The organism is Paraburkholderia sp. J76 (assembly GCF_905220295.1).
GTDB lineage: Bacteria > Pseudomonadota > Gammaproteobacteria > Burkholderiales > Burkholderiaceae > Paraburkholderia.
Genome location: NZ_CAJMZJ010000004.1, coordinates 453,910 through 478,393, shown reverse-complemented (window position 1 = coordinate 478,393; position 24,484 = coordinate 453,910). Strand labels below are relative to the sequence as shown.

Genomic DNA, 24,484 nt, shown 5'->3' with positions numbered 1-24,484 from the left:
CCCTGCAGCATCCGCGATCCAGTGGCACAATGGGCGCTCCGCATTTTTCGGCTTTCTCGCGCACGCATTGCCGGGCGCGCGGCGAGGGGCCTGTCGTCGAACCGTTGAAAAGGATCGTCCCATCATGAGTTCCAGCGTGAAGCCCTATCCCAACACCCAGATCTATATCGACGGCGCATGGCGCGCCGGCGCGAAGACGATTGCCGTGATCGACCCCGCAACCGAGGCGGAAATCGGCCGCCTGAGCCTCGCGAGCGAACAGGACCTCTCCGATGCGGCCACCGCCGCCGAGCGCGCCTTCCGCGAATGGCGCAAGGTTTCGCCGCTCGAGCGCAGCAAGCTCATGCGCCGCGCGGCGCAACTGCTGCGCGATCGCGCCGACGACATCGCCGCGATCATGACGCGCGAGCAAGGCAAGCCGTTCGGCGAAGCGAAGCTCGAAACGCTCGCGGGCGGCGACACGATCGACTGGTTCGCCGAAGAAGGCCGCCGCACCTATGGCCGCGTGATCCCGTCGCGTACCGACGCCGTTCGCCAGATCGTCACGCGCGAGCCGGTGGGTCCGGTCGCCGCGTTCACGCCGTGGAACTTCCCGCTCAACCAGGCCGTGCGCAAGGTGTCGGCCGCGCTCGCCTCGGGCTGTACCGTCGTGCTCAAGGGACCGGAAGAAACGCCCGCGAGCTGCGCCGAACTCGTGAAGGTGTTCGCCGACGCGGGCCTGCCCGCCGGCGTGCTGAACCTCGTGTTCGGCGTGCCTTCGGAAGTCTCGTCGTACCTCATCGCGCATCCGGCCATCCGCAAGATCTCGTTCACGGGCTCGACGCCGGTGGGCAAGCTGCTCGCCTCGAAGGCCGGCGAGCACATGAAGCGCGCGACGATGGAGCTGGGCGGCCACGCCCCGGCCATCGTGTTCGCCGACGCGGACGTGCCGCGCGCCGCGAAGCTGCTCGCGAGCGCCAAGTTCCGCAACGCGGGCCAGGTGTGCATTTCGCCCACGCGCTTCCTGGTGGAAGACGCCGCGTACGACGAATTCGTCGAGCACTTCGTTGCGACCACGCGCGCGATCAAGGTGGGCAACGGTCTCGAAGAGGGCGTGCAGATGGGCCCGCTCGCGAACGACCGCCGCCTCGCGGCCATGGAACGCCTCGTGGCCGACGCGCGCGAGCAAGGCGCGAAGGTGCTCACGGGCGGCGAGCGCGTGGGCCGCGAAGGCTACTTCTTCGCGCCGACCGTGCTCACCGACGTGCCGCTTTCCGCGCGCATCATGAACGAAGAGCCGTTTGGCCCGATCGCGCCGATCTCGCGCTTCTCGAGCTACCAGGACGCGATCGCCGAAGCGAACCGTCTGCCGTATGGTCTTGCCGCGTACGCCTACACGCGTTCGGGCGCGACTTCGGCCGCGCTCTCCGACGACGTGGAAACCGGCATGCTGTCGATCAACCACCACGGCCTCGCCCTGCCGGAAACGCCGTTCGGCGGCGTGAAGGATTCGGGTTACGGCTCGGAAGGCGGCAGCGAGGCGATGGAAGGCTATCTCGTCACGAAGTTCGTGACCGAGCATCGTTGATCGCTTCAGCTTGAAACGCGGGCGCTTTCCTGGCCCGCTTTCGGACGCTTACGGTCCGGGATGCGCCCGCGGATGTTGCGGCAAGCCGTCCGCGAGTTGCACCCACGCGAGCTTTTGCGAAGTCCACGTGTGATGCTCGGGCGGTGCGTCGTCGGGATTATCGAGCGTGCCCGTCGCCACGTCGATCTCGCCCGCGAACGCCGCATGCCGGTACGTGAGCGGCGTGCCGCAACCGGCGCAAAACGCGCGCTCGACACCGGGACTCGACCCATACGTTTTCGTTGCGCCCGCAACGAGCCGGAACGCGCTCCACGGCACGCTGATCCAGCCGACGAACGGCGCGCCCGTTGCGTGCCGGCAATCCACGCAATGACACACGGTGCTGCCGATCGGCGCAGCCGAAATCTCGTAGCGAACCTTGCCGCAAAAGCAGCCGCCAGTCAGCATCGCTCTCTCCTTCGCGTCTCTGTCCGCTTAATCTATCCGCTTAAGGCTTTCAGCGCTGTAAGTACGCGCTCCCGAACACAGTCGCACGCGCTATCGCAAGATTTCGCCTCGCGCGTGGAATAAATCGCAACCACGTGTTGTTGACGCCAGTAACGGCCCTCGCGCCATCGACTGGACCCATCATGCACCCATTCGCACACTTTTCGGTTTCGATTGCGTTGCGGCGCGCGCGCACGGGAGTACGCCCGTGAACCGCGCCTCGATCTGCGTGCCATGCCGGCTCGCGGCCATTGCGGCCGTAGTGGGCTGCGCTGGCGCGGCATTTGCATGGACGGCCGGCTGGCTCACGCCGGAACGCCTCAGCGCGCCGCATATCATCAATACGTTCGAGTCGAACTACGGCGTCCATCCGGGCTTTCGGCGCAATCACGCCAAGGGGCTCTGCGTGGAGGGCTGGTTCGAAAGCAACGGCAACGGCGCGCAAGTCTCGCGCGCGGCCGTATTCGCGCCGGGACGCACGCCCGTCATCGGGCGCTTCGCCATTCCGGGCAGCAACCCCGCCGCGCCGGACGCGAGCACGCCCGTGCGCAGCATGGCGCTCCTCTTCCAGTTGCAGGACGGCGAACAGTGGCGCACCGGCATGAACTCCGTACCCATCTTCGTCGTTCGCACCCCGAAGCAGTTCTATGGTCAACTGGTCGCCAGCAGGCCTGACCCGGCGACGGGCAAGCCCGATCCCGCGAAACTCGACGCGTTCTTCAAGGCAAACCCGGAAACGCTGCCGTTTCGCAACTGGCTGAAGGCGAACCCGCCTTCCTCCAGCTTCGCGAACACGGCGTTCTACAGCGTCAACGCATTCATCGCGACCGATGCCGCGGGCAACCAGCATGCCGTGCGCTGGCAGACCGTGCCTGAGGTGGCTTATGCGCCGCAAACGCCCGCGGAAAAAGCCGACCCGAACTTCCTGGCCGACGACTTTTCCACGCGCTTCGCAGCGGGACCGCTACGGTGGCATCTGGTGCTCACGGTCGCGGCCCCCGGCGACCCCACGAACGACGCCACGCAGGGATGGCCCACGGACCGCCAGCAGATCGACGCCGGCACGCTGGTATTGCAGCGCGCCGAACCGCAAGCGGGCGGCATGTGCCGCGACGTGAACTACGATCCGACCATCCTGCCCGACGGCCTGAAGCCTTCCGACGACCCCTTGCTCGCCGCGCGTTCGGCAGCGTATTCCGTTTCGTTCAATCGACGCACACGCGAGGAAGCGAACCTCGCGCCCACGCATGGAGGCGCGCAACCATGAAGCAACCGGGCCAACACTTCAGCGCACTCCAGCGCCTGCTGCATTGGTCGATGGCAGTCCTGATCGTCACGATGCTATTCGTTGGCGTGGGGATGGTCTCGACCGTATCGCGGCTGCACGACACCCTGATCGCGTTCCACCGGCCGCTGGGTATCGCGTTGCTTGCGCTCGTGCTCGTGCGCGTGGCCGTGCGCCTCACGCGCGGCGCGCCGCCGTTGCCCGCCGATCTGCCTGTATGGCAGCGCCTTGCCGCACACGCTTCGCACCTCGTGCTCTATGCGTTGATGATCGCGATGCCGCTGATCGGCTGGTCGATGCTGTCCGCGGGCGGCTATCCCATCGTCATGTTCGGCGGGGTTCACCTGCCGCCGATCGTGCCGCACGACGTCACGCTTTATGCGTGGCTGCGCGCCGCGCATACGTGGCTGGCCATGGCGCTCTACGCGACCGTGTTGCTGCATCTGGGCGCCGCGCTCTTTCACGCGCTCATTCGCCGCGACGGCGTGCTCGCCAGCATGGCGCGCGGCGAAGTACGCGGGTAAGCGATGAAGCGAGGTCCCCGCGCGCGGGAACCTCTCGTGCATATCATATGTGAGCGTCGCGCCCGGCCACGGGCGGCACGGGCGGCTCCATGAGGTCCTGAAGCAGCGCGTCGCGCGCGCCTCGCCGGCGCACCCATAGTGCCGTGAGCATCGGCACGAGGATCGCGGTCACGAGGCAGGCGGTGGCGACCATTGCCGTTGCCGCCGGCACGAGCGGCTTGAAGCGCGGAATCATCTCGCCGATGATGGCCGGATTCGCGACCGCCGCGCCCGCCGTGGACGAAGCCGCGAGGCCCGCCGCGCCGTTGCCGCCCGCAATCAGGCGGTCGGCGAGAATCAGCGGAATGCCGGTCACGACGATCACGCCCAGCCCGAGCAACACGCCCGGAATGCCGCTCGTGACGATCACGTTGAGATCGATGCCGTTGCCGAGCGCAAAGCCGAAGAACGGAATGAGCGGATGCACGCAGCGGCCGAACAGTTCGCGCAGGTCGCTATCGAGATTGCCCAACGCAAAGCCGACCAGAAACGGCAGCACGGCGCCGACGAAAAGCCGCGGCTCGAAGAAGGCCACGCCGGTCGCGCCGAGAATGATCATGCTGACGAGCGGCCCGGACTCGATCGACATCAGCACGAACGCGCCCGCCTCTTCCTTGGTGCCGTATTGCTGCATCACGGCAGCGTAGAGTCCGCCATTGGTCATATCCATCGAGGTCGTGATGGCGAGCACCGAGAGCCCGGCGAAGAGCCCCGTCTTCACGCCGTCGACGGGAATGAAACGCGCGGCAATGAGCGTGGCGACCCAGGCCACGATCATCTTCGTGACGAGCAGCGTGCCGGACTTGCGCAGCACGGTGCCGGTCGCGCGCAGGTCGATGGTCGCGCCCATGCAGAAGAACCACACCGCGAGAATCGGCACGGTGCCCGTGATCAATCCATTGGTGAACGAACCAAAGTACTTGCCCGCGCCCGGCGCGAACGTATGAACACAGGCGCCGAGCAGCAGCGGCACCAGCATCAGGCCGCCTGGTATGCGGTCTATCGCCTTCTTTAGCTTCATGCCTCCTCCGTGGATTTTGCATCCCGTCGCCGGATCGGCACGTTGGCGCGTCCGGCTTTTTCTCGCGGTGCTCCCTTTCCGGAAACAGGATAGCAGCGTGAAAGGAACGCTGTTCCGATTTTTGCGTCCAAAATCGTCCACGTTTACCCGCGAATGATTCGGTATCTAGACACTCCCCTTGCCAAGCGCGCTGTGGCGTCGCAACATTTCCGGACCGACGTTCCGAAAGCACGAATTTGCACTATAGTCGACGACAGCGGCCGCACCGCCCCATCCGACGGAGACATGGCATGGAAGTCAGACAAAGCCTCAACAGCGATTACGCGAAGACGCTCGATACCACGGGCCTGCGCCGCGAGTTCCTGATCGACCGCTTATTCGAACCCGACGCGCTGAAGCTCACCTACAGCCACGTGGACCGGATCATCGTGGGCGGCGCGTTTCCCGCCACGCGCGCGGTCGAGGTGAGCGCCACGCTCGGCAAGTCGATTGGCGTGAACTATCTGCTGGAGCGCCGCGAACTGGGCGCGATCAATATCGGCGGCGACGGCTGGGTCGATGTGGACGGCGTGCGCCACGCGGTGCGCAACGAGGAGGCGATCTATATCGGCAAGGGCGCGCAGGCTGTCGCATTCGGCAGCGGCGATCCCGCACGGCCCGCGAAGTTCTACCTCAACTGCGCGCCCGCGCATACCGCGTATCCCACCCGCACCATTTCGTTATCCGAAGCATCGCCGCAAACGCTCGGCGACGCGGCCACGAGCAACCGGCGCACCATCTACAAGTTCATCGTGCCGGAGGTGCTGCCCACCTGCCAGCTTTCGATGGGCATGACGAAGCTCGAACCGGGCAACCTCTGGAACACCATGCCGTGCCACACGCACGAGCGGCGCATGGAGGTGTACTTCTATTTCAACGTGGCCGACGACGCCGCGGTCTTCCACATGATGGGCGAGCCGCACGAAACGCGGCACATTCTCGTGCACAACGAGCAGGCCGTGATTTCGCCGAGCTGGTCGATTCACTCCGGCGTAGGCACGCGCGCCTATACGTTCATCTGGGGCATGGTCGGCGAAAACCAGGTGTTCGGCGACATGGACCATCTCGCCGTGCGCGATCTGCGCTGAACCACGCACTGGCTTTGAACCACGATACGAGGCCCGCGCATTCATGGCATCCAGCACGTTCAATCCGTTCGATCTCAGCGGCAAGATCGCCGTCGTCACCGGCAGCAATACGGGCCTCGGCGCAGGTATGGCGCTCGCACTCGCGCGGGCCGGCTGCGATATCGTCGGCGTTTGCAGGGGCGAGCCCGGCGACACGCCCGCGCGCGTCGAGGCTTCGGGGCGCCGCTTCGTCGATGTGCGCGCCGATCTTTCCACCATCGCGCCAGTGGAAGACATCGTGCGCGCGGCCGTCGAAGCCTGCGGGCGAATCGACATTCTCGTGAACAACGCCGGCGTGATTCGCCGGGAAGACGCCCTCGCCTTCGGCGAGGACGACTGGGACGCCGTCATGGACGTCAACCTCAAGAGCGTCTTCTTTCTCGCCCAGGCGGCCGCGCGCCAGTTCGTCGCGCAGGGCGGCGGCGGCAAGATAATCAATATCGCGTCGATGCTGTCGTTTCAGGGCGGCATTCGCGTGGCTTCCTATACGGCCTCGAAAAGCGGCGTGCTGGGCCTCACGCGCCTGCTCGCGAACGAATGGGCCGCGCACGGCATCAACGTCAATGCAATCGCGCCCGGCTATATGGCGACCGCGAACACCGCGGCATTGCGCGGCGACGCCCAGCGCAACGGCGAGATCCTCAGCCGCATTCCCGCCGCCCGCTGGGGCGCGCCGGACGATCTCGCGGGGCCCGTGGTGTTTCTCGCCTCGGCGGCATCGGACTATGTGCATGGCCACACGCTCGCCGTGGACGGCGGCTGGCTTGCGCGCTAGCCCACGCGGCGCGCGCGGGACGCGGTATGCTCCCGTGATGGATTGATGGGGACCGGCAACAATGGAGCACGCAATGAACGAAACGGACAGCAGCACGGAAAAAGGCGAATCGGTCTCGTCGATCGGCCGCGTGTTCGCGATCCTCGGCGCGCTGGGCGAAAACGGGCCGATCGGCATCAGCGAGCTTTCGCAGCGTCTCGCGCTTTCCAAGACCACCGTGCACCGCGTGCTGCAAACGCTGAAGGCGCTAGGCTATGTCGCGCAGGAAGTCGAAACCGACCGCTATCGCCTGACGATCCGGCTGTTCGAACTGGGCGCGAAGGCGCTCGAAAGCGTGGACCTCGTGCGCGAGGCCGACATGGAAATGCGCCGCATCGCGCAGGCCACGCGCGAGGCGGTGCACCTCGGCGCGTTCGACGAAGACGCGATCATCTATATCCACAAGATCGACTGCGATTACGGGCTGCGCATGCAGTCGCGCATCGGGCGGCGTAATCCGCTGCATAGCACCGCAATCGGCAAGGTGCTGCTCGCGTTCATGCCAACCGCCGACGCGGCGGACACGCTTTCGCATGTGGAATTCAGGAAGTCGACGCAAAAAACGCTCACGTCCGCCGATGCGGTGCTGAACATTCTTCCGCATGTGCGCGAGCAAGGCTATGGCGAAGACAACGAAGAGCAGGAAGATGGTTTGCAGTGCCTGGCAGTTCCTGTGTTCGACCGCTTCGGGCACGTGATCGCCGGCCTCTCGATCTCGTTTCCGACCATGCGCTGCGGCGCGGACACGAAAGCGCACTATGTCGCGCTGCTCAAGCGTGCCGGCGCGGCGATCTCGGCGCGGCTCGGCTATTGCGAGCCGGCCGCGCACGAGCACGCGCCCGCCGAACCCGGTTAGCCCGGCGTTGCCGGCTTGGCGGCCGCGGCCGTGGCCGCCGTAGCGGTCTGCCAGCCGAGGCCCAGGCTCTTTTGCAGCGACACGAAGTCCTTGAGCAGATCGGCCTGACCCGACACCACGTTCTGCTGCGCGGCGAATTCCGTGCGCTGCGTGTCGAGCAGATCGACGAGGCTCGACGCTCCCGCGCGATAGCGCTGGCGCATGAGCGTCGCGGAGCGCTCGGCCGAAACCTGCACCTTCTGCAAGGTCACGAGATGCTCGCGCTGATAGCCATAGCGCGAGAGCGACGCATTCGCGTCCTGCAACGCCGCCAGCACGGCCTTTTCGTAGCGCGCCTCGGCTTCGTCGCGCGAGGCTTCGGCGCCGCGCACCGCGCCCAACGTGCGTCCGAAGTCGAACACGTTCCACTGCAGATACGGCGCGCCTACCCAGCTAAAGTTGCTCTTGCGGAACAGATGCCCCGGCTCCGCGGCCGAAAAGCCCAGATCGCCGAACAGCGTGAGCTTGGGCAGAAAGTCCGCCACGTGCTCGCCGATCTGCGCATTGCTCGAGGCGAGACGCCGCTCCGCCGCGCGAATGTCGGGGCGCTGCGCGAGCATGGTGGTGGGATCGCTCACGGGCACGCTTGCGGGCATCGCGGGCAGCGGTTGCGCCGTGGCGAGGTCCGCATCGAGCGCGCCGGGCGCCTTGCCCGTAAGCACCGCCAGTTGATCCAGCGAGATTTCCACTTGCGCCGCGAGCGGCGTGATCGTGGAGCGCGTGTTTTCCACCTGCGTGGTGAGCCGCTGCACGTCCACCTCGGCCGCCGTGCCGCCCGCGCGGCGCTGCTCGGTCAGCGTGAGCATTTCCTGCTGCAGTTGCGCCGTGCGCTGCGCGATGGCGAGGCGCTGCTGCTCGTCGCGCAGGTCGATATAGGCTTGCGCGACTTCGGCCGCGAGCGACACCTGGGTGTCCGCAAGATCGGCGTTCACGGCGTCGGCTTCGTCGCTCGCCGCTTCCACGGCGCGGCGCGTGCCGCCGAAGAGGTCGATTTCCCACGACGCATCGAAGCCCGCCGTGTAGAACGTAATCGGGCCGCCGCCCGAAGAGGCGCCCTGACCCGAGCCGCTGCCCGACGACGTCAAAGCGCCCAGGTCCGGCTGGCTCATGCGGATCGCCGCCGCGCTCGCGCCCACCTTCGGCAGTTCGGCGGCACGCTGTTGCTGCAATTGCGCGCGCGAGGCGCGCAAGCGCGCCTGCGCCGCGCGCACATCGGGATTGTGGGCGAGCGCCGCTTCGATCAGCGTATTCAGTTGCGGGTCGTTGAGCGCGAGCCACCATTGGCTCGGCGCGCGCGCGGGCGTGACGCCCTGCGCAGGCGTGCGCAGGAACGACGCGGCGCTCGCCGCTTCCGGCGCGACGGCCGGTGCGCCGCGATAGTCGGGGCCCACGGTGCAGGCGGCAAGCGCCCAGGCGGCCAGCGCGCCCAGCGCGGCGTGGGGAATTCGGGAGTAACGGGTTGCCGTCATGAGTCAGTGAGAATCTTCAGTGGCCGCCGGACGGCGCTTGTGCGCCCGGCTGCGGCTTCTTGAGCAGGAGTGCGAGCGGCACGCACGCCGCCAGTGCAATACCGAGCACCCAGAATGTTTCGGAGTACGTGATAACCATCGATTGCTGCGCGATCTGCGCCGCGATCTGGCCGAGCGCCTGCATCTGCGAGTGCGCCATGTCGCCCGTCTGCGTGAACCAGTTGGCCGCGCTCGCGGCCACACGCTCCTGGCCGACGACCGAATTGGCGCTCAGCGATTCGCGCAGCACGGCCGAATGAAAAGCCTCGCGCCGGTCGATGAGCGTGCCGATGATCGCGAGGCCCACCGAGCCGCCCAGGTTGCGCGCCATGTTGTAGAGGCCGGCCGCGTCGCCGGAATCTTCGCGCGACACCGCCGCCATCGACGCCTGGTTGAGCGGCATCATCGCGAGCATTTGCGCCACGCCGCGAACGAGCTGCGACCATACGAAATCGTGGCCCACGCTTTGCGCCGTGAGCGACGTGTCGAGCATGCAGCTCAGCGTGAAGAGCAGCAACCCGGACACCACGAGAATACGAAAATCCACCTTGCCGAGCAGGCGCGGCAGAATCGGCATGACGAGGAACGCGGGCAGCCCCGAGAGCAGCATGATCGCGCCGGACTGCTGGGCGTTGTAGCCCGCAACGAGGCTCAGAAACTGCGGCAGCAGATACGAAATGCCGTACAGCCCCGCGCCCACCGCGAACACGATGACGATCACGCTCGCATAGCGCGGGTTGCGCATGAGCGAGAGCCGCAGAATCGGTTTCTTCGCAATGAACTGCGAAAGCGCGATGAGCGCCATGCCCGCGAGCGAAACCCATGTGAGCGCGACGATGAAGTGCGATTCGAACCAGCGTTCGCGCTGCCCTTCTTCGAGCACGACCGTCAGCGAACTCAGGCCGATGGCGAGCCCCGCTATGCCGAGCCAGTCGGCCTTGAGAAAAGCCTCCCAGTGCGGCCGGTCGGGTTCGAGCCCCACAAGCAGCAGCGTAATGAGCGCGAGACACACCGGCAGATTGATGAAGAAGCACCAGGTCCAACTGATATTTTCCGCGAGCCAGCCGCCCACCACAGGCCCGAGCAGCGGCCCCAGCAACACGATCAGGCCAAACACCGTCATGCCCACCGGCAACTGCGAAAGCGGCAGGCGCGTGCGGATGATGGTCTGGCCTGTGGGGATCATCGCGCCGCCCGTGAAGCCCTGGCCGATGCGCCCGGCGATCATCATGCCGAGCGTATTCGACCACCCGCACATCATCGAAAAGCCGATGAAGAGCGCCGAGTTCGCGAGCAGGAAATTTCGCAGTCCGAATACACGCGTGAGCCACGCGGCGAGCGGAATCATCACGATCTCGGACATCAGATAGCCTGTGGAGATCCACGTGCCCTCGGTGCCCGTCGCGCCAATCTGCCCCTGGATCTGCGGCAGCGCCGAATTCGTGATGGAGATGTCGAGCGTAGCCATCAACGCGCCGAGCGCGCCCGCCGCGACGGCGATCCAGTCGGCCACGCTCGCGCGCTCGCCAGGCGGATGCGGCATCGCTGCCGCAGCCGTATTAGCCATGGTGGTTCTCTTGCTCGATGCGGCGGTCGTCCTCGCGCGCGGAACGCGTGTCGACGTCGACTGTCACCGACATGCCCGGCAGCAGCACGCTACGCGTTTCGGGCCCGGTTTCGAGGCGGATGCGCACCGGCACGCGCTGCACGATCTTCGTGAAGTTGCCGGTGGCGTTTTCGGGCGGCAAGAGCGCGAACTGCGCGCCCGTGCCCGGCGAGAAGCTGTCCACGACGCCGTGCAGCGTGTGGCCGGGCAGCGCGTCCACGTGCAGCTCCACGGGCTGGCCCGCTCGCATGCGGCCGATCTGCGTTTCCTTGAAGTTCGCCGTGAGATAGGTGCGCTGCACCGGCACGACGGTCAGCATGCGCGTGCCCGGCTGCACGTACTGGCCCACGCGCACGGTGCGGTCGCCCACGCGGCCCGCGAGCGCGCTCTTCACCACGGTATTGTCGACGTCGAGTTGCGACTGCGCGGCGTTCGCGCGCGCAGCTTCGAGTTGCGCGCGCGCCTGCGAAAGCTGCGCGTTCAGCGCCGAGATCTGCGAGCGCGCGGACGTCACGGCGGCAGCGTCGGCGGCGAGCGTGGCCTGCGCCTTGTCGCGTTCGCTCTTGAGTTCGGCAAGCCGCTCGGTGGTTTCCGCACCGGTGGCCGCGAGCGGCGCGTAGCGCGCCACTTCGTCGTTCGCGTGACGCAGGCTCACCTGCGCGACTTCCTGCTGCGCCTGCGCCTGGGCGACATTCGCGCGCTGCTGCTCGATCTGCGCCTGCGCATGCTCGATGTCCGCCGTGCGCGCGTCGACGGTGGCCTGCGCCTGGTCGAGCGCCACCTGATACTGGCGCGCGTCGAGCTTCACGAGCGGATCGCCTGCTTTCACGGTCTGATTGTCGGTCACGTAGACGTCCGTCACGTAACCGTTCACCTTCGGGGCGATCGTCACGCTGTCGGCTTGCAGATAGGCGTCGTCGGTGGATTCAATGAAGCGCCCGACAACCCACCAGTGGCCCAGCCACACCGCCCCGGCGACGAGCGCCACGACGACCAGCAGGATCAGAATGTTTCGTTTCGTGCCGCTTCGCGCGGGCGCGGCGGCGGCTTCCGGCACGTCGCGCCCGGGCGCGCCTGCAGTCGTAGACATGTTGTTGTTTCTCAAATTATTCCAGTCGGCAAAATTATTCCACTTGGAAAAATTGTGTCAAGTGTTATATTTCGCGGAGATACGAAAGGAAACGCATGAGCGAAGGTAAGAAACTGCGACGCTCGCCCGAGGGAGGCTATGCGCGTGGCGATGAAACGCGTCGCAAGATCATCGAGGCGGCGATCAGCCTGTTCGGGCAGCACGGTTTCGACGGCGCCTCCACGCGCGACATTGCCGCGCGCGCGGGCGTGAACGCACCGGCGCTTCAGTACTACTTCGAGAACAAGGAAGGCCTCTACCGCGCCTGCGCGGAGTCGATCGCGGACGAATCGTTGCATTCGTTCGAGCCGGCCATGCAGCGCGCGCGCGCGGCGCTCGAACGCAACGCGGACACGGAGGCGCTGATTAACGCCTTCCTCGACATCCAGTCGGCCGTGGCCGATCGCAGTTTCGTCAAGCAGCACGGGCCGGACCAACGCCTTTTCTTCGCGCGCGAACAGGGCGGCGGCGAACCGGAGATCGGCTCGGAAATCCTGCGCGAGCGCGTGCGCTCGCCGCTGAACAACATCAACGCGGAACTGCTCGAGCGCATTACCGGCACGCCAGCCCACGATCCGCTCACCGTGGTGCGCATGTTCAGCCTGTACGGGCAGTTTCTGCTGTTCTTCATTGCGCGCCGCTCCACGCTCTCGATGCTCGACTGGGACGACATCGACAGAGCGAAGGCCGACTTCCTCATGGCGAGCATCGCGGAACAAACGCGCGTGCTGCTGCGCCACTGGAGTCGCGAGCGCGACGAGCGGAATCGACCGGAATAACCAGGCCCGCGCTGCCGATGCGGGACTCTCGCGGCGGCGCGTGTTAGTGTTCGAGACTCCCGCCCGCAAGGAGCCGCCAGCATGTCTCCCCTCGCCGCCGTCGCCAGCATTCTCCTCGCCATTCTGCTCGGAGCGATGAGCCCCGGGCCGAGCTTCGTGCTCGTCGCGCGCAACTCGATTGGTTTGTCGCGCCGCGACGGCGTCGCCACCGCATTAGGCATGGGCACCGGTGCAATCTGCTTTGCGGGCATCGCGCTCGCCGGGCTCTACACGCTGCTCGCCACCGTTGCCTGGCTGTACGCCGCGCTCAAGATCGCGGGCGGCGTCTATCTGCTTTACATCGCTTCGCGCATCTGGCGCGGCGCCGGCATGCCGGTCACGGTGAGCAGGACGGCCGCAGCGGGCGAGCGCCCCGGCAGGTCGTACTGGAGCGGCCTCACCACCCAGTTGAGCAATCCGAAAACAGCCATTGCCTACGGCGGCATCTTCGTCGCGCTGCTGCCGCACAACCCGCCGCTGTGGTGCTACTTCGCGTTGCCGCCGCTCGTGTTCGCGATCGAAACCGGCTGGTACACGGTCGTCGCGCTGTGCTTTTCGAGCCAGCGTCCGCGCGATCTCTATCTGCGCGCCAAGGGCTGGATCGACCGCATCGCGGCAGGCGCCATCGCGGCGCTGGGCCTGCGCCTCATTCTCGGCGCCGGGCATCGCGGGATCTGAGTTCGCGTCCGGCCCATAGTTTTTTTGCGCGGGCGCTTGACAATCTATCTTCCAGTAGATAAATTGAAACCCATGGATACGAAGTTGACAGTACGGGAGCAGGTTCTCGACCACGCCATCACGCTCATGATGCTGCGTGGCTACAACGGGTTCAGTTATCGCGACCTGTCTGAACTGGTGGGCGTGAAAACGTCGAGCATCCACTACTATTTCCCGTCGAAAGACGACCTCGTGCTGGAGGCCGTGAGCCAGTACAGCGGCGAAGTCATGGCGGGCTTGCAGTCCATCGACGCAACGCTGCCGGCGCGCGACAAGCTCGCGACCTACACGCGGCTCTTCGGCAAAACGCTGGGCGACGGCAACCAGATCTGCCTGTGCGGCATGCTCGCCGCCGACATCGAGTCGCTGCCGGAAACCGTGCGTCAGGCGGTGCAGGCATTTTTCCGCGCCAACGAAAGCTGGCTGGCCGAAGTTTTGGCGCAGGGCGCGAAAGAAGGCACGCTGGTGGTGAGGGGCAACGCTGAAACGGCGGCCCGCACGTTGTTCGCGGCGCTGCAAGGCAGCGTGCTGGCGAGCCGGCTGTTCCATACGAAGTCGCGCCTCGAAGATGTGGAAGCCATGTGGCGCGTGGCTTCGTGAAGGATTCTTTCCGGTAACACGGGGCGGCTCGCCGCCCTTTTATTGGGCCACTAATTCTATCTTCTGATAGATAGCTGGAAGCAGGAGCATCATGGGGTGCCCCTGGCTGTCGCATTGCACCGCTACATTGAATGCCGTACCCGCTGTACGTTCAACCCAACGTCTTTGCTCAAAGGAGCTTGTCATGTCGATCGAAAAAGTCCTGTACCGCGCCGAAGCCAACGTCACCGGCGGCCGCGACGGCCGCGCCGTCATTCCCGCCAGCAACCTCGACCTCAAGCTCACCACGCCGCGCGAACTCGGCGGCGCGGACGGCGACGGCACGAACCCGGAGCAGCTTTTCGCAGCGGGCTATAGCGCGTGCTTCATCGGCGCGATGAAGTTCGTCTCGGCGCGCGACAAGATTTCGCTGCCCGCCGATCTTTCGATCACCGGCGATGTCGGCATCGGCCAGATTCCGAATGGCTTCGGCATTGAGGTGGAACTGAAGATTTCGCTGCCGGGCATGGATCGCGCGGCTGCCCAGGCGCTTGTCGACAAGGCCCATGTCGTGTGCCCGTACTCGAACGCCACGCGCGGCAACATCGACGTGACGCTGACGATCGTTTAACCGCGGTTGCTACGCCGCACGTGTCGAGGGGCGCCATGAGCGGCCCTCGGCTTTTTGCCAACGCACGGGCGCATTACGCGGCCTGCGCGTCGCGCGCCAGCCCTGCCATCAGGCCGCTTGCGCGCTGCACCTTGGCGAGCACCGCGCGATCGAGCACGGAACGGCCCTCGGGCAGCACGAGCGTGAGATACGCGCGCGCACGTGTGATGCCGGTGTAGACGAGTTCGCGCGTGAGAATCGGGCTGTACGTGTCGGGCAGCACGAGCCCGGCGTGCGTGAACTCCGAGCCCTGCGATTTGTGGACGGTAAGCGCGAACACGGTCTCCACGCCCTGCAGCCGGCTAGGCGACACCCACTTCACGCCGCCCGAGCCGTCGCCGGCCGGGAACGCCACGCGCAGCACGGGCGGCGCGCCTTGCGCAACGGGCAAGTCCAGCGCGATGCCGATATCGCCGTTCATGAGCCCAAGCTCGTAGTCGTTGTGCGTGACGAGCACGGGCCGGCCCGCGTACCAGTCGCCGTGCGGGTCGATGAGCCCTTCTTCGTGCAGCAGGCGCGCCGCGCGCCGGTTCAGGCCTTCGACGCCCCACGGACCGCGCCGCAGCGCGCACAGCAACTGAAACGCGCCGTGCGCCTTGAGCACGCCCGCGGCCCACGCTGAGAGCGCTTCGGGCGGCGCGCCGGGTTCGGGCCGCGTCGTGCGCATCGTTTCCAGGTAGTGGCGATAGCCCTGGCGCTGCGCGTGCGCGGCGCTTTGTTCGCCCACGCGGCCATCGACGATGAGCGCGCGCAACGGGCCGTCATCGTCCGCGGGGCACACGAGCCGCGCGAGATCGTCGTATCCGTGCGACCAGATCTTCGCGACGCCCACCGCATCGCCCGTGTTGACGAGTTCGGCCAGCGCGCCGATACCGCTCTCCGATGCGAAACGATGACTCTCGCGCAACATCGCGATGGCCTGGTCGAGCGGTAGGCCGTGCGCGTCGAGCATGGCGTCGCCGATGCGCTCGCCCGTGGCCGCTTCGAGCCACGCGCGCGAGGCCGGCGTGTAGTGCCCTTCGCGCGCGCGGTCGCACAGTTCGCCCAGCACGGCTCCCGCTTCGACGGAAGCCAACTGATCCTTGTCGCCAAGCAGGACGAGCCGCGCGGAGGGCGGCAGCGCGTCGAGCACCGCGGCCATCATTTCGAGGTCGACCATCGAGGCTTCGTCGATCACGAGCACGTCCACGGGCAGCGGATTCGCGGCGTCGTGGCGGAAACGCCGGCTGCCAGGCCGCGTGCCGAGCACCCGATGCAGCGTGGTCACGACGGTCGGAATCGCATTGCGCAGCGTGGCGGCATCCACGTGCGAGTGCAGCGCATCGAACGGCAGGCGCTCGACCGCGCCCGCAATCGATTCGTTCAGGCGCGCCGCGGCCTTCCCGGTCGGCGCGGCGAGGCGAATGCGCAACGGCCGCGCGGCAGGCGCGTTCTGCCCCGCCCGGCCGAGCGCGAGTGTCTGCAGGAGTGCCAACAATCTCACGACCGTGGTCGTTTTACCCGTGCCCGGGCCGCCCGTGACAATGCTGAACGCGCTGCGCGCGGCAAGCGCACAGGCGAGCTTCTGCCAGTCGGCAGCTTGACCGTTGCGCGCCGCGAACAACGCATCGAGCGCCGCGCGCGCGACGTCGAGCGGCAACGTGGCTTCAAGTTGTGAAGCGCGAGTGAGCCGACGCTCGATCCCCTCGCGCACGTCCTGCTCGTATTGCCAGTAACGCCTCAAATACAGCCGCGTGCCCGCAAGCACGAGCGGCGTGTTGCCTTGCGCAACATCGGCGAGCGTGGCCTCTTCTCCCACCAGATCGGGCACGGCGAGCGCCGCGCGCCATTGCGCGAGCGTGACGCCCGCAAGCACTTCGGAAGGCGGCTGCGCGGGCACCGCGGCCAGCACTTGCGGCCCGTCGGGCGGCAGGGAAAGCGCGAACGCCGGGTCCTCCAGTGTGGCCTTCAGATCGAGACACACATGACCGCGCCCAAGCTGATGGCTAGCAAGCGCAGCCGCGAGCAACAACAGCGGCGGACTGTGCGGCGCTTCGGTCCACAAAAAGCGTGCGAATGCGGCATCGAGTGTGCGCAGCCAGCCGCGTTCCACCCAGTTGTCGAGCACGACTAACATTTGGTCGGCCGTTTCGCGCGCGGCGCGGGGCCTCGTTTCCGGAGCGGGTTCCTGCGTGCCCAGATTCTCGAACAGATCGCCGGTGAGGCCGTCCTGCCCTTTCGTGCGGCGCCTCGTCATGCCACATCCTCCAGCGCGTTGCGCCCCGCGAAGAGCGCGTCGAGTCGTTCGATCAGTTCACGCGGCGGCCGCTCGCAATGCAAGCCCTGGCCCGGCGCGCCGCCGCCGCGCAGGAACAGATAGACGGCCCCGCCCACGTGGCGGTCGTAGTCGTAATCGGGCAGGCGCGCTTTCAGCAAACGGTGCAGCGCGAACAAATAGAGCACGTATTGCAGCTCGTAACGCGAATGCAGAATCTGCGCGCGCATTTTCGCTGGCGTGTACGAAGCGTCGTCGGGGCCGAGCCAGTTCGACTTGTAGTCGGCCACGTAATAGCGGCCTTCGTGCTCGAACACGAGATCCATGAAGCCCTTGAGCATGCCGTTGAGCGTAGCGGCGTCGAGCGCGGGGCGTGCCTCGCCGCCCAGCGTGAATTCGGTGACGAGCGTATCGATGGCAAGCGTATCGACGGCATGCGCCGTGACCCAGAATTCCAGTTCGGCCATATACGCGCCGGGTTTGAAGTCGGCGAACGCCACGGGCGCTACGCACTCGCCTTCGATGTCCGGCAGATGCAGCGGCGTGCGCACGAGTTCCAGCATCCACGCCGTGAGCGTGTCGATCCAGTGCGACCAGCCGCGCACGCTGCAACGCCGCGCAACCATGTCGCGCACGCGCGCCTCGTCTTGCGCGATTTCGGCGAAGCCTTCGTTGGCCGCCCATTCCATCAGTTCGTGCAGAAAAGTGCCCGCGTCCGCGCCGCGCTCGAAACCGTGCATCGGCGCAAGCGCGGGGGCGACAAGTGCTTGCCCGGTACTTGCCAATGCCTCGTCGTCCTCGGGCGGCACGCTCGCTTCGAGCAGTTCGAGGAACACGTCTTCGCTGCGCGTGTCGGGCGCGCCGCGCGCGTCGTCCGCTTCGACGGGAACCGCCGAACCGATCGACGTTTCGGCCGTCTTCAGGCTCGAATAGCTCGCGATCCACCAGCGTTCGCGCTCGCGATAACCGAGCGTGCGCGCCTCGCCGCGCACGGCGCCCGTATCGCGCAACGCGAGCAAGTCGCGCCGCGCTTCGGGAGCGGGCGCAATGGCGATGTCCGTGCACGGACCGCGCAACGCGTCGAGAAACGCTTCGGTCTCCTGAGCGGGTACGGCTGCGCCACCGCCCAGCAGATAACCGAATGCGCTCGCCTCCACGCCCTGCACCGGCCCATAGCCGATCCATGTTGCATAACGCGCGCGAGTCAGCGCGACATAGAGCTTGCGCAAATCTTCGCCGAGGCGCTCGCGATCGGCCTGATGCAGCACGCGCGCATCGGCCTCTAGCGTAACGCGCAATTCGCCTTCGTCGTCGTGCCACTTGAACGGCACGTCGTCGGGCTTGACGGCGCGGTGCGCGCACGCGAACGGCAAAAACACGAGCGGATATTCGAGGCCCTTCGACTTGTGGATCGTGACCACCTGCACGAGTCCCGCGTCGCTTTCCAGGCGCAACTGCCGCGCGTCGCCCCCGCCGCCCGCGCTTTCGTCCTCGCGCTGTTCGTCCAGATAGCGGATCAGCGCGTGTTCGCCGTCGAGCTGCGTGCTCGCCTGCTGCAGCAATTCGGCCAGATGCAGCAGGTTCGTGAGCGCACGCTCGCCGTTCAGCCCCGCGCCGGCCAGGTCGCCAAGCAGGCGCTGAGGCACCTGAAAGTCATTGAACAGGCGGCGCAGCATCGGCAGCACGCCCTTCCTTCGCCAGCATTCGCGGTACTCGCGGAATTGCAGCACACGCGACTCCCACGCAATCTCGTCGTGCCCCAGCCGGTCGAGTTCGTTCCAATGGAGCCCGAGCGTGGGCGTAGCGAGCGCCGTGCGCACTAGGCGGCCGTCGTCGGGTTCGGCGCAGGCCGCCAGCCAGTAGCGCAGTTCTTCGGCCTGCGGCGTCTGGTAGACCGAGTCGCGATCCGAAAGATAAACGCTGCGCACGCCGCGCGCAGCCAGCGCTTCGCGTATCGCCTGCGCTTCGCTGCGGTTGTTGACGAGCACGGCCATGTCGGCGGGCTGCAACGGCCGCATGCCGCCGTCGCCCGAAAAACCCGCCGCGTGCTCCTGGCCGAGATTGAGCAGGCGCACCATCTCCGTCGCGCAGCTACCGGCCATGCCCGCGAGGTACGCGCCCTTGCTGAGCGGTTTGCCGTCCGCGGCGGGCGGCATCCACCAGACGTTGAGCGCGGGCAGCGCCGCGCCGGCGGCGACGAGCTTCTCGGGCCGTCCGTGCGCATCGGCGGCCACGAACGGCAATGCGTTCCCGCTTCCATCGGCACTACGAAACAAAAACGCCCCACTTCCCTCGGGCCGCGACTCTGCCGCCTCGAAACAGCGGTTCACCGCATCGACCATCGCACGCGTGGAGCGGAAGTTCTTCTTGAGCGTATAGAGCCGTCCTTCACAGGCACGCCGCGCGCGCAGGTAGGTATAGATGTCCGCGCCGCGAAACGCATAGATTGCCTGCTTGGGGTCGCCAATCAGGACGATTGCCGTCCCCGTATCGTTTTCGGCGATGCGGTACACCGCGTCGAAAATCTGGTACTGAACCGGGTCGGTGTCCTGAAACTCGTCGATCAGCGCGACCGGATACTGCTTGCGGATGATTTCCGCGAGACGCGGACCGTTCTCGCGCTGCAACGCCGCGCGCAGCCGCGTGAGCAGATCGTCGAAGCCCATTTGCGAACGGCGCGCCTCTTCCTCTTCGAAGCGCTTCGCAATCCAGCGCGCCGCGTGGCACAGCAAGTCCTGTTTGGCCACGGGCGGCGATGCGAGCGACTCGCGCAGGGTTTCCATCGCCATGAAGGCGGCATGCTCGGGCGGCTCGCCGTTCACCCAGATTTCGGCGAGACCCGCGGGCGTGAGGCGCGTCCACACGGCCGCCTTCGCGTCGAAGCCCGGACGCGCGGATTCGGGATCGTTGGCCCAGTCGCGCAACTTGCCGATCCATGTTTCGGAGTGCTTCGAATTGAGCTTTCTGGCGTCGAACTGCTTTGCCGCGCGCGCCGCATTGAGCAATGCCTCGACTTCGTCGATCCACACGCGCCACGGCGCTTTCAGCGTTTCGAGTTCGTCGCGGGCGCGCCTCCGTGCATCTGCGAGCGCCGCTTCGGGCAAGCACGCATCCGGCAAAAGATCGGCGTGCGCGAGCAACCCGCGTATCGCGTCGTGCAATTCGTCGGGACTCGCGAACCACGTCCTCACTTCGGCGGCGCTCGCCGCGTCGAGAGGCGCCATGAAGGTGCGCCAGTAGTCGCGCACGACTTCGGCGCGCAATTCCGTTTGATCGGCTTCGAGCGTCTGCGAAAAGAGGCTGTCGCTGTCGAACGCGTGCTCGCTCAGCATGCGGTTGCACCAGCCGTGGATCGTCGAAACGGCGGCCTCGTCCATCCATTCGGCTGCGAGTTGCAGGCGGCGCGCGCAAGCAGGCCATTGTTCCGGCGAGTAGTCCTCGCGCAGGTCATGCAGCAAGTCTTCGCCCGGCTCGCGCCCAGGCACGTCTGCGGGGTCGGCGCGAAAGCATTCGGCGGCCTCGATGAGGCGCGCACGAATGCGCTCGCGCAGTTCTTTTGTCGCCGCGTCGGTGAACGTCACGACGAGGATTTCCGGCGGCGTGAGTGCGCGGCCTGCCGTGCGCGACTCGCTGCCGATGTCCGGATCGTCGCGCAAGGCATTAAGCGCGCCATGACCCAGCACGAGGCGCACGTACAGCATGGCGATCGTGAAGGTTTTGCCCGTGCCCGCGCTCGCTTCGATCAGACGGCTGCCGTAAAGCGGAAAGCGCAGCGGCTCCAGTACCTGGGCGTCCATGTTTTCGGGCGCATTCATGCCGTTTCTCCCCCCTCGCTCGCGGCCCGCTTCGCACGCGACGACGCGAGCGGCGCGCGGCTTATCGGCAGCAGCAGCGTCGTGGCGAGCGTGATGAATGCGTCGTGAGCGGCGAGCGCGTCGAAATCGGGGAACGCGCGGCGCAAATAGGCATTCGTCTCGCGCTCGCCGGGCGTGCGCCCATTGCCCTCATAGGCCGCGCGCGCGGCTTCCCACGCTTCGGCCGGCACCGTGGCGCGCGCGCCGTCGAATGCATCCGGCAACTTGCGCAGCCACGCAAACGCGGTTTTCACCGCGAGGGGCAAGGGCCGGCGCGCGCCGTCGTGCCATGCGGCGAGCAATGCGAGCAGATAGTCGCGCGCAACCTGCGAGTCAAGAGGCGAGAACTCCGCCACGCCCACCTTGCTCACGATCACCGTGGTCACCGGGCCGGCCGCGATCTGCGCGGCCGCGTGCGCGACCCAATAAGGCACGAGACGATCGCTCCGGTAGCGGCTGTCCTTCACGAGCGTGCCGGGCTCCAGAATCACGCGGCCGAGCGCGCCATCCGGGCCCGCGCGCAAATCGTCGAGCCAGTCGTCGAGCGAAACGACGCGGCCGTCCAGCGTCGCATCGAGACGAATTTCGTATTGATGCTCGAGCGGCTCGGGCCAGCGCGCGAGCGCCTTGCGATATTCGGCGAAAAGCTCGGGCATGGGCGCGAGCAGTTCTTCGCCGATCACTTCGCCAAAGCCGCCGGTCGCGAGATCGCCGCTGCGATGCATGCGCTCGAGGCGCGCCAGCGCGGCCGGTTCGAGATCGTCCTCGCCGCGCTCCATCGCCAGCACCTGCGCGCGGATCAGTTCGCCTTGCAACTGCCACGCCTGCAAGGCATCCACCTCGAAGGGCTCGTGATTTTCACTCGCGGCGTCTTCGCTTTCGAAGGCCACGCGCAGACGCTGCCGGAAGAAACCGCGCACCGGTTCGCGCAGGAATTCGCCAAGCTCGCGTATCGAAAGCGGCTCGTCGCGTTCGGGCGGGTCAAGCTGATCCCCGTTGCCTGCATCCGCAGGCTGCACGTCAGCGGACTTGCTCCACTCGTGCGCATACGTGTAAAGCCTCGCCTCTTCCGGGCGCGGCGGAAAATAGTCGGCGCTGAACGGCTGCAAGCGATGCTCGATGGTCAACGCGTCGAGCAGCGCTTCGCCATCGGCATCGTCCGCGCCTTCGAGCCGCCAGCCGGCCTTCAGGTGATCGCGCAACTGTCCCACCAGCACCGAGGGCGGACGCGGCGTGTTGTCCGTCACGCTGCGCCCGATCCACGAAACATGCAGATGGTCGCGCGCGGAAAGCAGCGCTTCGAGGAACAGATAGCGGTCGTCTTCGCGGCGCGAGCGGTCGCCGGGTCGATAATCGCGGCGCATGAGGTCGAAGTCGAGCGGCGTGCGGCTGCGCGGATAATCGCCATCGTTCATGCCGAGCAGGCACACGCGCCGGAACGGAATGGCCCGCATCGGCATGAGCGTGGCGAACGTCACCGCGCCCGCGAAAAAGCGCTGCGAGAGGCCGCCGCCTTCGAGCGCCGCAAGCCAGTTCTCCGCGACGATGGCGAGCGGCAGCGTGTCCGTCAGCGCGGCTTCTTCGCACGCTTCTCGCCACGTTTCGAGCGCGCCGTCGAGGCGGTCGAGCGTATACGCGTCTTCGTCCTGCGCCTTGAAAAAGGCCGCTTTCAGCGCGCGCAGGCGTTCGCACCACACTTCAACCGTGGCCGGCTCGCGCAGCGTGCGCCACGCGTGGTCGAGCGCATCGACGAGGCGCGTGAGCGGGCCCAGCAACGCGGCGTCCAGGCCGCCGATTTCGCTGTACGGCTCGATGCCGCGCCACGCACCCGCGCGCTCGCCAGCGGCGTAACCCAGCAGCATGCGCCGCAGACCGAACGCCCAACTGTTGGGCGCGCTCAGTTCGTCGGCCTGCGGCAGCCCGAGGCTCGCGCGCTGCCCCGCATGCAGGCCCCAGCGGATGTTCGCGCCGTCGATCCAGTGGCGCAGCGTGGGCACGTCTTCGACGTCTATGCCGAAGCGCGCGCGCACGGCCGGCACTTCGAGCAGGTCGAGCACGTCGCTCACCGTCACGCGCGAATACGGCAGCGAGAGCAGCATTTCCAGCGCGCCGACGAGCGGGTCGAACGCGCGTTGCGCGCGGTCGGCCACGCTGAAGGGAATGCTGCGCGGGTCGTTTGCGTCAAGCAGGCCGAACACGGCCTGAATATGCGGCGCGTAGACCTCGATGTCGGGCACCATCACGATCACGTCGCGCGGGCGCAATGTAGGGTCCTCCGCGAACGCGGCAAGCAGTCGATCGTGCAGGATCTCCACTTCGCGCTGCGCGCTGTGCGCAACGTGAAAGCGAATCGATTCGTCCTCCTGCGCATTCACGGGCTCCCAGTGCTCGCGCGTCTCGCCGAGCGGCCGCAGGTCGCGAATGTCGTCCTGCAACTGCGAGAGCAGCGTGAGCGCTTCTTCGCCGTCGAACAGATCGATACGCTGGCCGATGCGCGTGAAATGCGGCGTGTACGTCTCGCGCGCTTCGTCGCTGTCGTATTCGTCGAGCAGGCCGATGAAGTCGCGCCCTTGCTTGCCCCATGCGGCGAGCAGCGGCTGCGAATGCAGATGCAACTGAGCCTCGTCGAGCTGGTCCGGCGCGCCCGCGCGGCGGCGCTGACGCGCGTGGCGCGCGCGCAGCAAATCCTGATCGGCGACGATGTCGGCCCAATAGTGCATGCAAGGATTGTGCACGCACATCAGCACCTGGCTCCAGCGCGCGAGCGCCGCGAGCACTTCGACCGACTGCCGCGCGAGGCTCGAAATGCCGAAGACGACGAGCCGCCGCGGCAAGCCTTGCGGTCGCGCGTCGCCCTCCTGCCACGACTGCGCGCGCGCCATGAACGCCTCGTGCACGGCGGCGCGGCCCGTGTCGCGCAGGCCGATGCCGTCCTGCGCCTGCGCGCTCACGTCCGCGAGCAGCGCGCGCCAGAGCGCCGCCTGCCAGCGCGCCTCCTCCGGCAACGGCGTGCGAGCGTTGCGCGCGTCGATCAGCACGTCGTCGTTCGCGGCCCAGGCGGCGAGCCAGTCCGCGCGATAAACCTGGTACTGGTCGAGCAGATCGGCCACGCGTTGCGCGAGCTGGAAGCACTTGCGCTGGTCCTCGTCGCTGGCCATGAAGCGTTTGAGCGGCTCGTAACCCGGCTGGTCGAGCAGCGCGGGCAGCATGCGCATGAGACGCCAGGTAAGGCGCGACTTGTCGAACGGCGAGACCGCGGGCACTGCGTCGTTGCCGAGCACGGCACGATACACCTGCCACAGGAAGCGCGACGGCAGCGACATTTCGAACGCCGCCGCGATACCGCAGCCGCCCTCCCCGGGGTCGGCGGCAAACGCGAGCTTGAGCCACTGCGCGATGCCGTTGCTCTGCACGAGGAACATTTCCTTTTCGAGCGGCGCAACCGGATTCTGGCCGATCCAGTTCACGATCAGGTCGCGCAGGCGCTCGGGCTGATTGCCGTGAACGAGCATCAGCCCCGTGGGCAGTTCGCGCGCGCTCAAGCGAGGCTCC

18 protein-coding genes are annotated in these 24,484 nt (G+C 66.9%); 10 read left to right on the top strand and 8 right to left on the bottom strand.

What is annotated here, in order from left to right:
• The first annotated feature begins 124 nt into the window (after window positions 1-124).
• A complete protein-coding gene (locus U5768_RS11245; RefSeq protein WP_322030455.1) occupies window positions 125-1,567 on the top strand; it encodes an NAD-dependent succinate-semialdehyde dehydrogenase in 1,443 nt (480 codons plus the stop codon).
• Window positions 1,568-1,615: 48 nt separating this feature from the next.
• Here the strand turns inward: U5768_RS11245 and U5768_RS11240 are convergent, their stop codons facing one another.
• On the bottom strand, window positions 1,616-2,014 hold the full coding sequence (locus U5768_RS11240; protein ID WP_322030454.1) for a GFA family protein: 399 nt from the start codon (window positions 2,012-2,014) through the stop codon (window positions 1,616-1,618).
• A gap of 247 nt (window positions 2,015-2,261) precedes the next feature.
• Between U5768_RS11240 and U5768_RS11235 the strand changes: the two genes are divergently transcribed.
• Together U5768_RS11235 and U5768_RS11230 are read left to right on the top strand one after the other, a co-directional pair.
• Complete coding sequence (locus U5768_RS11235; protein WP_322030453.1) at window positions 2,262-3,320, top strand: catalase family peroxidase; 1,059 nt, start codon at window positions 2,262-2,264, stop codon at window positions 3,318-3,320.
• On the top strand, window positions 3,317-3,862 hold the full coding sequence (locus tag U5768_RS11230) for a cytochrome b (RefSeq protein ID WP_322030452.1): 546 nt from the start codon (window positions 3,317-3,319) through the stop codon (window positions 3,860-3,862). Before U5768_RS11235 ends, U5768_RS11230 begins: the two co-directional genes overlap by 4 nt.
• Window positions 3,863-3,905: 43 nt before the next feature.
• On the opposite strand, the gene kdgT is transcribed toward U5768_RS11230, so the two are convergent.
• Window positions 3,906-4,922, bottom strand: coding sequence for a 2-keto-3-deoxygluconate transporter (gene kdgT, locus U5768_RS11225; protein WP_322030451.1), 1,017 nt, complete (start codon window positions 4,920-4,922; stop codon window positions 3,906-3,908).
• 290 nt (window positions 4,923-5,212) lie between these two features.
• Between kdgT and kduI the strand changes: the two genes are divergently transcribed.
• The 3 genes from kduI to kdgR all read left to right on the top strand — a co-directional run bounded on the left by kduI (window position 5,213) and on the right by kdgR (window position 7,758).
• Complete coding sequence (gene kduI, locus U5768_RS11220) at window positions 5,213-6,049, top strand: 5-dehydro-4-deoxy-D-glucuronate isomerase (protein WP_322030450.1); 837 nt, start codon at window positions 5,213-5,215, stop codon at window positions 6,047-6,049.
• Between the two features lie 43 nt (window positions 6,050-6,092).
• Complete coding sequence (kduD, locus tag U5768_RS11215) at window positions 6,093-6,863, top strand: 2-dehydro-3-deoxy-D-gluconate 5-dehydrogenase KduD (RefSeq protein ID WP_322030449.1); 771 nt, start codon at window positions 6,093-6,095, stop codon at window positions 6,861-6,863.
• Window positions 6,864-6,936: 73 nt separating this feature from the next.
• A complete protein-coding gene (gene kdgR, locus U5768_RS11210) occupies window positions 6,937-7,758 on the top strand; it encodes a DNA-binding transcriptional regulator KdgR (RefSeq protein ID WP_322030448.1) in 822 nt (273 codons plus the stop codon).
• Here kdgR and U5768_RS11205 read toward each other — a convergent pair.
• The 3 genes from U5768_RS11205 to U5768_RS11195 are packed head-to-tail and all read right to left on the bottom strand — an operon-like array spanning window position 7,755 to window position 12,001.
• On the bottom strand, window positions 7,755-9,266 hold the full coding sequence (locus U5768_RS11205) for an efflux transporter outer membrane subunit (protein WP_322030447.1): 1,512 nt from the start codon (window positions 9,264-9,266) through the stop codon (window positions 7,755-7,757). The genes kdgR and U5768_RS11205 overlap by 4 nt on opposite strands.
• A 16-nt stretch (window positions 9,267-9,282) precedes the next feature.
• Window positions 9,283-10,872 carry an MDR family MFS transporter gene (locus U5768_RS11200; protein ID WP_322030446.1) on the bottom strand — a complete coding sequence of 530 codons (1,590 nt, stop codon included), beginning with the start codon at window positions 10,870-10,872 and terminating at the stop codon, window positions 9,283-9,285.
• Complete coding sequence (locus U5768_RS11195; protein ID WP_322030445.1) at window positions 10,865-12,001, bottom strand: HlyD family secretion protein; 1,137 nt, start codon at window positions 11,999-12,001, stop codon at window positions 10,865-10,867. Before U5768_RS11195 ends, U5768_RS11200 begins: the two co-directional genes overlap by 8 nt.
• A 95-nt stretch (window positions 12,002-12,096) precedes the next feature.
• Between U5768_RS11195 and U5768_RS11190 the strand changes: the two genes are divergently transcribed.
• From U5768_RS11190 to U5768_RS11175, 4 genes are all read left to right on the top strand, one after another.
• Window positions 12,097-12,819, top strand: coding sequence for a CerR family C-terminal domain-containing protein (locus U5768_RS11190; protein ID WP_322030444.1), 723 nt, complete (start codon window positions 12,097-12,099; stop codon window positions 12,817-12,819).
• Between the two features lie 81 nt (window positions 12,820-12,900).
• Complete coding sequence (locus U5768_RS11185; RefSeq protein WP_322030443.1) at window positions 12,901-13,536, top strand: LysE family translocator; 636 nt, start codon at window positions 12,901-12,903, stop codon at window positions 13,534-13,536.
• A 72-nt stretch (window positions 13,537-13,608) separates the two neighbouring features.
• Window positions 13,609-14,175: a TetR/AcrR family transcriptional regulator gene (locus U5768_RS11180; RefSeq protein ID WP_322030442.1), complete on the top strand. Its 567-nt coding sequence runs from the start codon at window positions 13,609-13,611 to the stop codon at window positions 14,173-14,175.
• Window positions 14,176-14,359: 184 nt separating this feature from the next.
• On the top strand, window positions 14,360-14,785 hold the full coding sequence (locus U5768_RS11175) for an organic hydroperoxide resistance protein (RefSeq protein ID WP_322030441.1): 426 nt from the start codon (window positions 14,360-14,362) through the stop codon (window positions 14,783-14,785).
• Between the two features lie 73 nt (window positions 14,786-14,858).
• Here U5768_RS11175 and recD read toward each other — a convergent pair whose 3' ends face one another.
• Genes recD through recC form a run of 3 tightly spaced genes read right to left on the bottom strand, consistent with a single transcriptional unit; the run spans window position 14,859 to window position 24,474 of the window.
• Window positions 14,859-17,060, bottom strand: coding sequence for an exodeoxyribonuclease V subunit alpha (gene recD, locus U5768_RS11170; RefSeq protein WP_322030440.1), 2,202 nt, complete (start codon window positions 17,058-17,060; stop codon window positions 14,859-14,861).
• Window positions 17,057-20,893, bottom strand: coding sequence for an exodeoxyribonuclease V subunit beta (gene recB / locus U5768_RS11165; protein WP_322030439.1), 3,837 nt, complete (start codon window positions 20,891-20,893; stop codon window positions 17,057-17,059). The genes recD and recB overlap by 4 nt, the downstream gene beginning before the upstream one ends.
• A complete protein-coding gene (recC, locus tag U5768_RS11160; protein WP_322030438.1) occupies window positions 20,890-24,474 on the bottom strand; it encodes an exodeoxyribonuclease V subunit gamma in 3,585 nt (1,194 codons plus the stop codon). The genes recB and recC overlap by 4 nt, the downstream gene beginning before the upstream one ends.
• Between the last annotated feature and the right edge of the window lie 10 nt (window positions 24,475-24,484).

Bases quoted from the DNA above. Each gene is read 5' to 3' on its own strand.
- U5768_RS11245 (WP_322030455.1), top strand. From the start codon at position 125: ATGAGTTCCAGCGTGAAGCCCTATCCCAACACCCAGATCTATATCGAC.
- U5768_RS11240 (WP_322030454.1), bottom strand. From the start codon at position 2,014: ATGCTGACTGGCGGCTGCTTTTGCGGCAAGGTTCGCTACGAGATTTCG.
- U5768_RS11230 (WP_322030452.1), top strand. From the start codon at position 3,317: ATGAAGCAACCGGGCCAACACTTCAGCGCACTCCAGCGCCTGCTGCAT.
- kdgT (WP_322030451.1), bottom strand. From the start codon at position 4,922: ATGAAGCTAAAGAAGGCGATAGACCGCATACCAGGCGGCCTGATGCTG.
- kduI (WP_322030450.1), top strand. From the start codon at position 5,213: ATGGAAGTCAGACAAAGCCTCAACAGCGATTACGCGAAGACGCTCGAT.
- kduD (WP_322030449.1), top strand. From the start codon at position 6,093: ATGGCATCCAGCACGTTCAATCCGTTCGATCTCAGCGGCAAGATCGCC.
- kdgR (WP_322030448.1), top strand. From the start codon at position 6,937: ATGAACGAAACGGACAGCAGCACGGAAAAAGGCGAATCGGTCTCGTCG.
- U5768_RS11205 (WP_322030447.1), bottom strand. From the start codon at position 9,266: ATGACGGCAACCCGTTACTCCCGAATTCCCCACGCCGCGCTGGGCGCG.
- U5768_RS11200 (WP_322030446.1), bottom strand. From the start codon at position 10,872: ATGGCTAATACGGCTGCGGCAGCGATGCCGCATCCGCCTGGCGAGCGC.
- U5768_RS11195 (WP_322030445.1), bottom strand. From the start codon at position 12,001: ATGTCTACGACTGCAGGCGCGCCCGGGCGCGACGTGCCGGAAGCCGCC.
- U5768_RS11190 (WP_322030444.1), top strand. From the start codon at position 12,097: ATGAGCGAAGGTAAGAAACTGCGACGCTCGCCCGAGGGAGGCTATGCG.
- U5768_RS11185 (WP_322030443.1), top strand. From the start codon at position 12,901: ATGTCTCCCCTCGCCGCCGTCGCCAGCATTCTCCTCGCCATTCTGCTC.
- U5768_RS11180 (WP_322030442.1), top strand. From the start codon at position 13,609: ATGGATACGAAGTTGACAGTACGGGAGCAGGTTCTCGACCACGCCATC.
- U5768_RS11175 (WP_322030441.1), top strand. From the start codon at position 14,360: ATGTCGATCGAAAAAGTCCTGTACCGCGCCGAAGCCAACGTCACCGGC.
- recD (WP_322030440.1), bottom strand. From the start codon at position 17,060: ATGACGAGGCGCCGCACGAAAGGGCAGGACGGCCTCACCGGCGATCTG.
- recB (WP_322030439.1), bottom strand. From the start codon at position 20,893: ATGAATGCGCCCGAAAACATGGACGCCCAGGTACTGGAGCCGCTGCGC.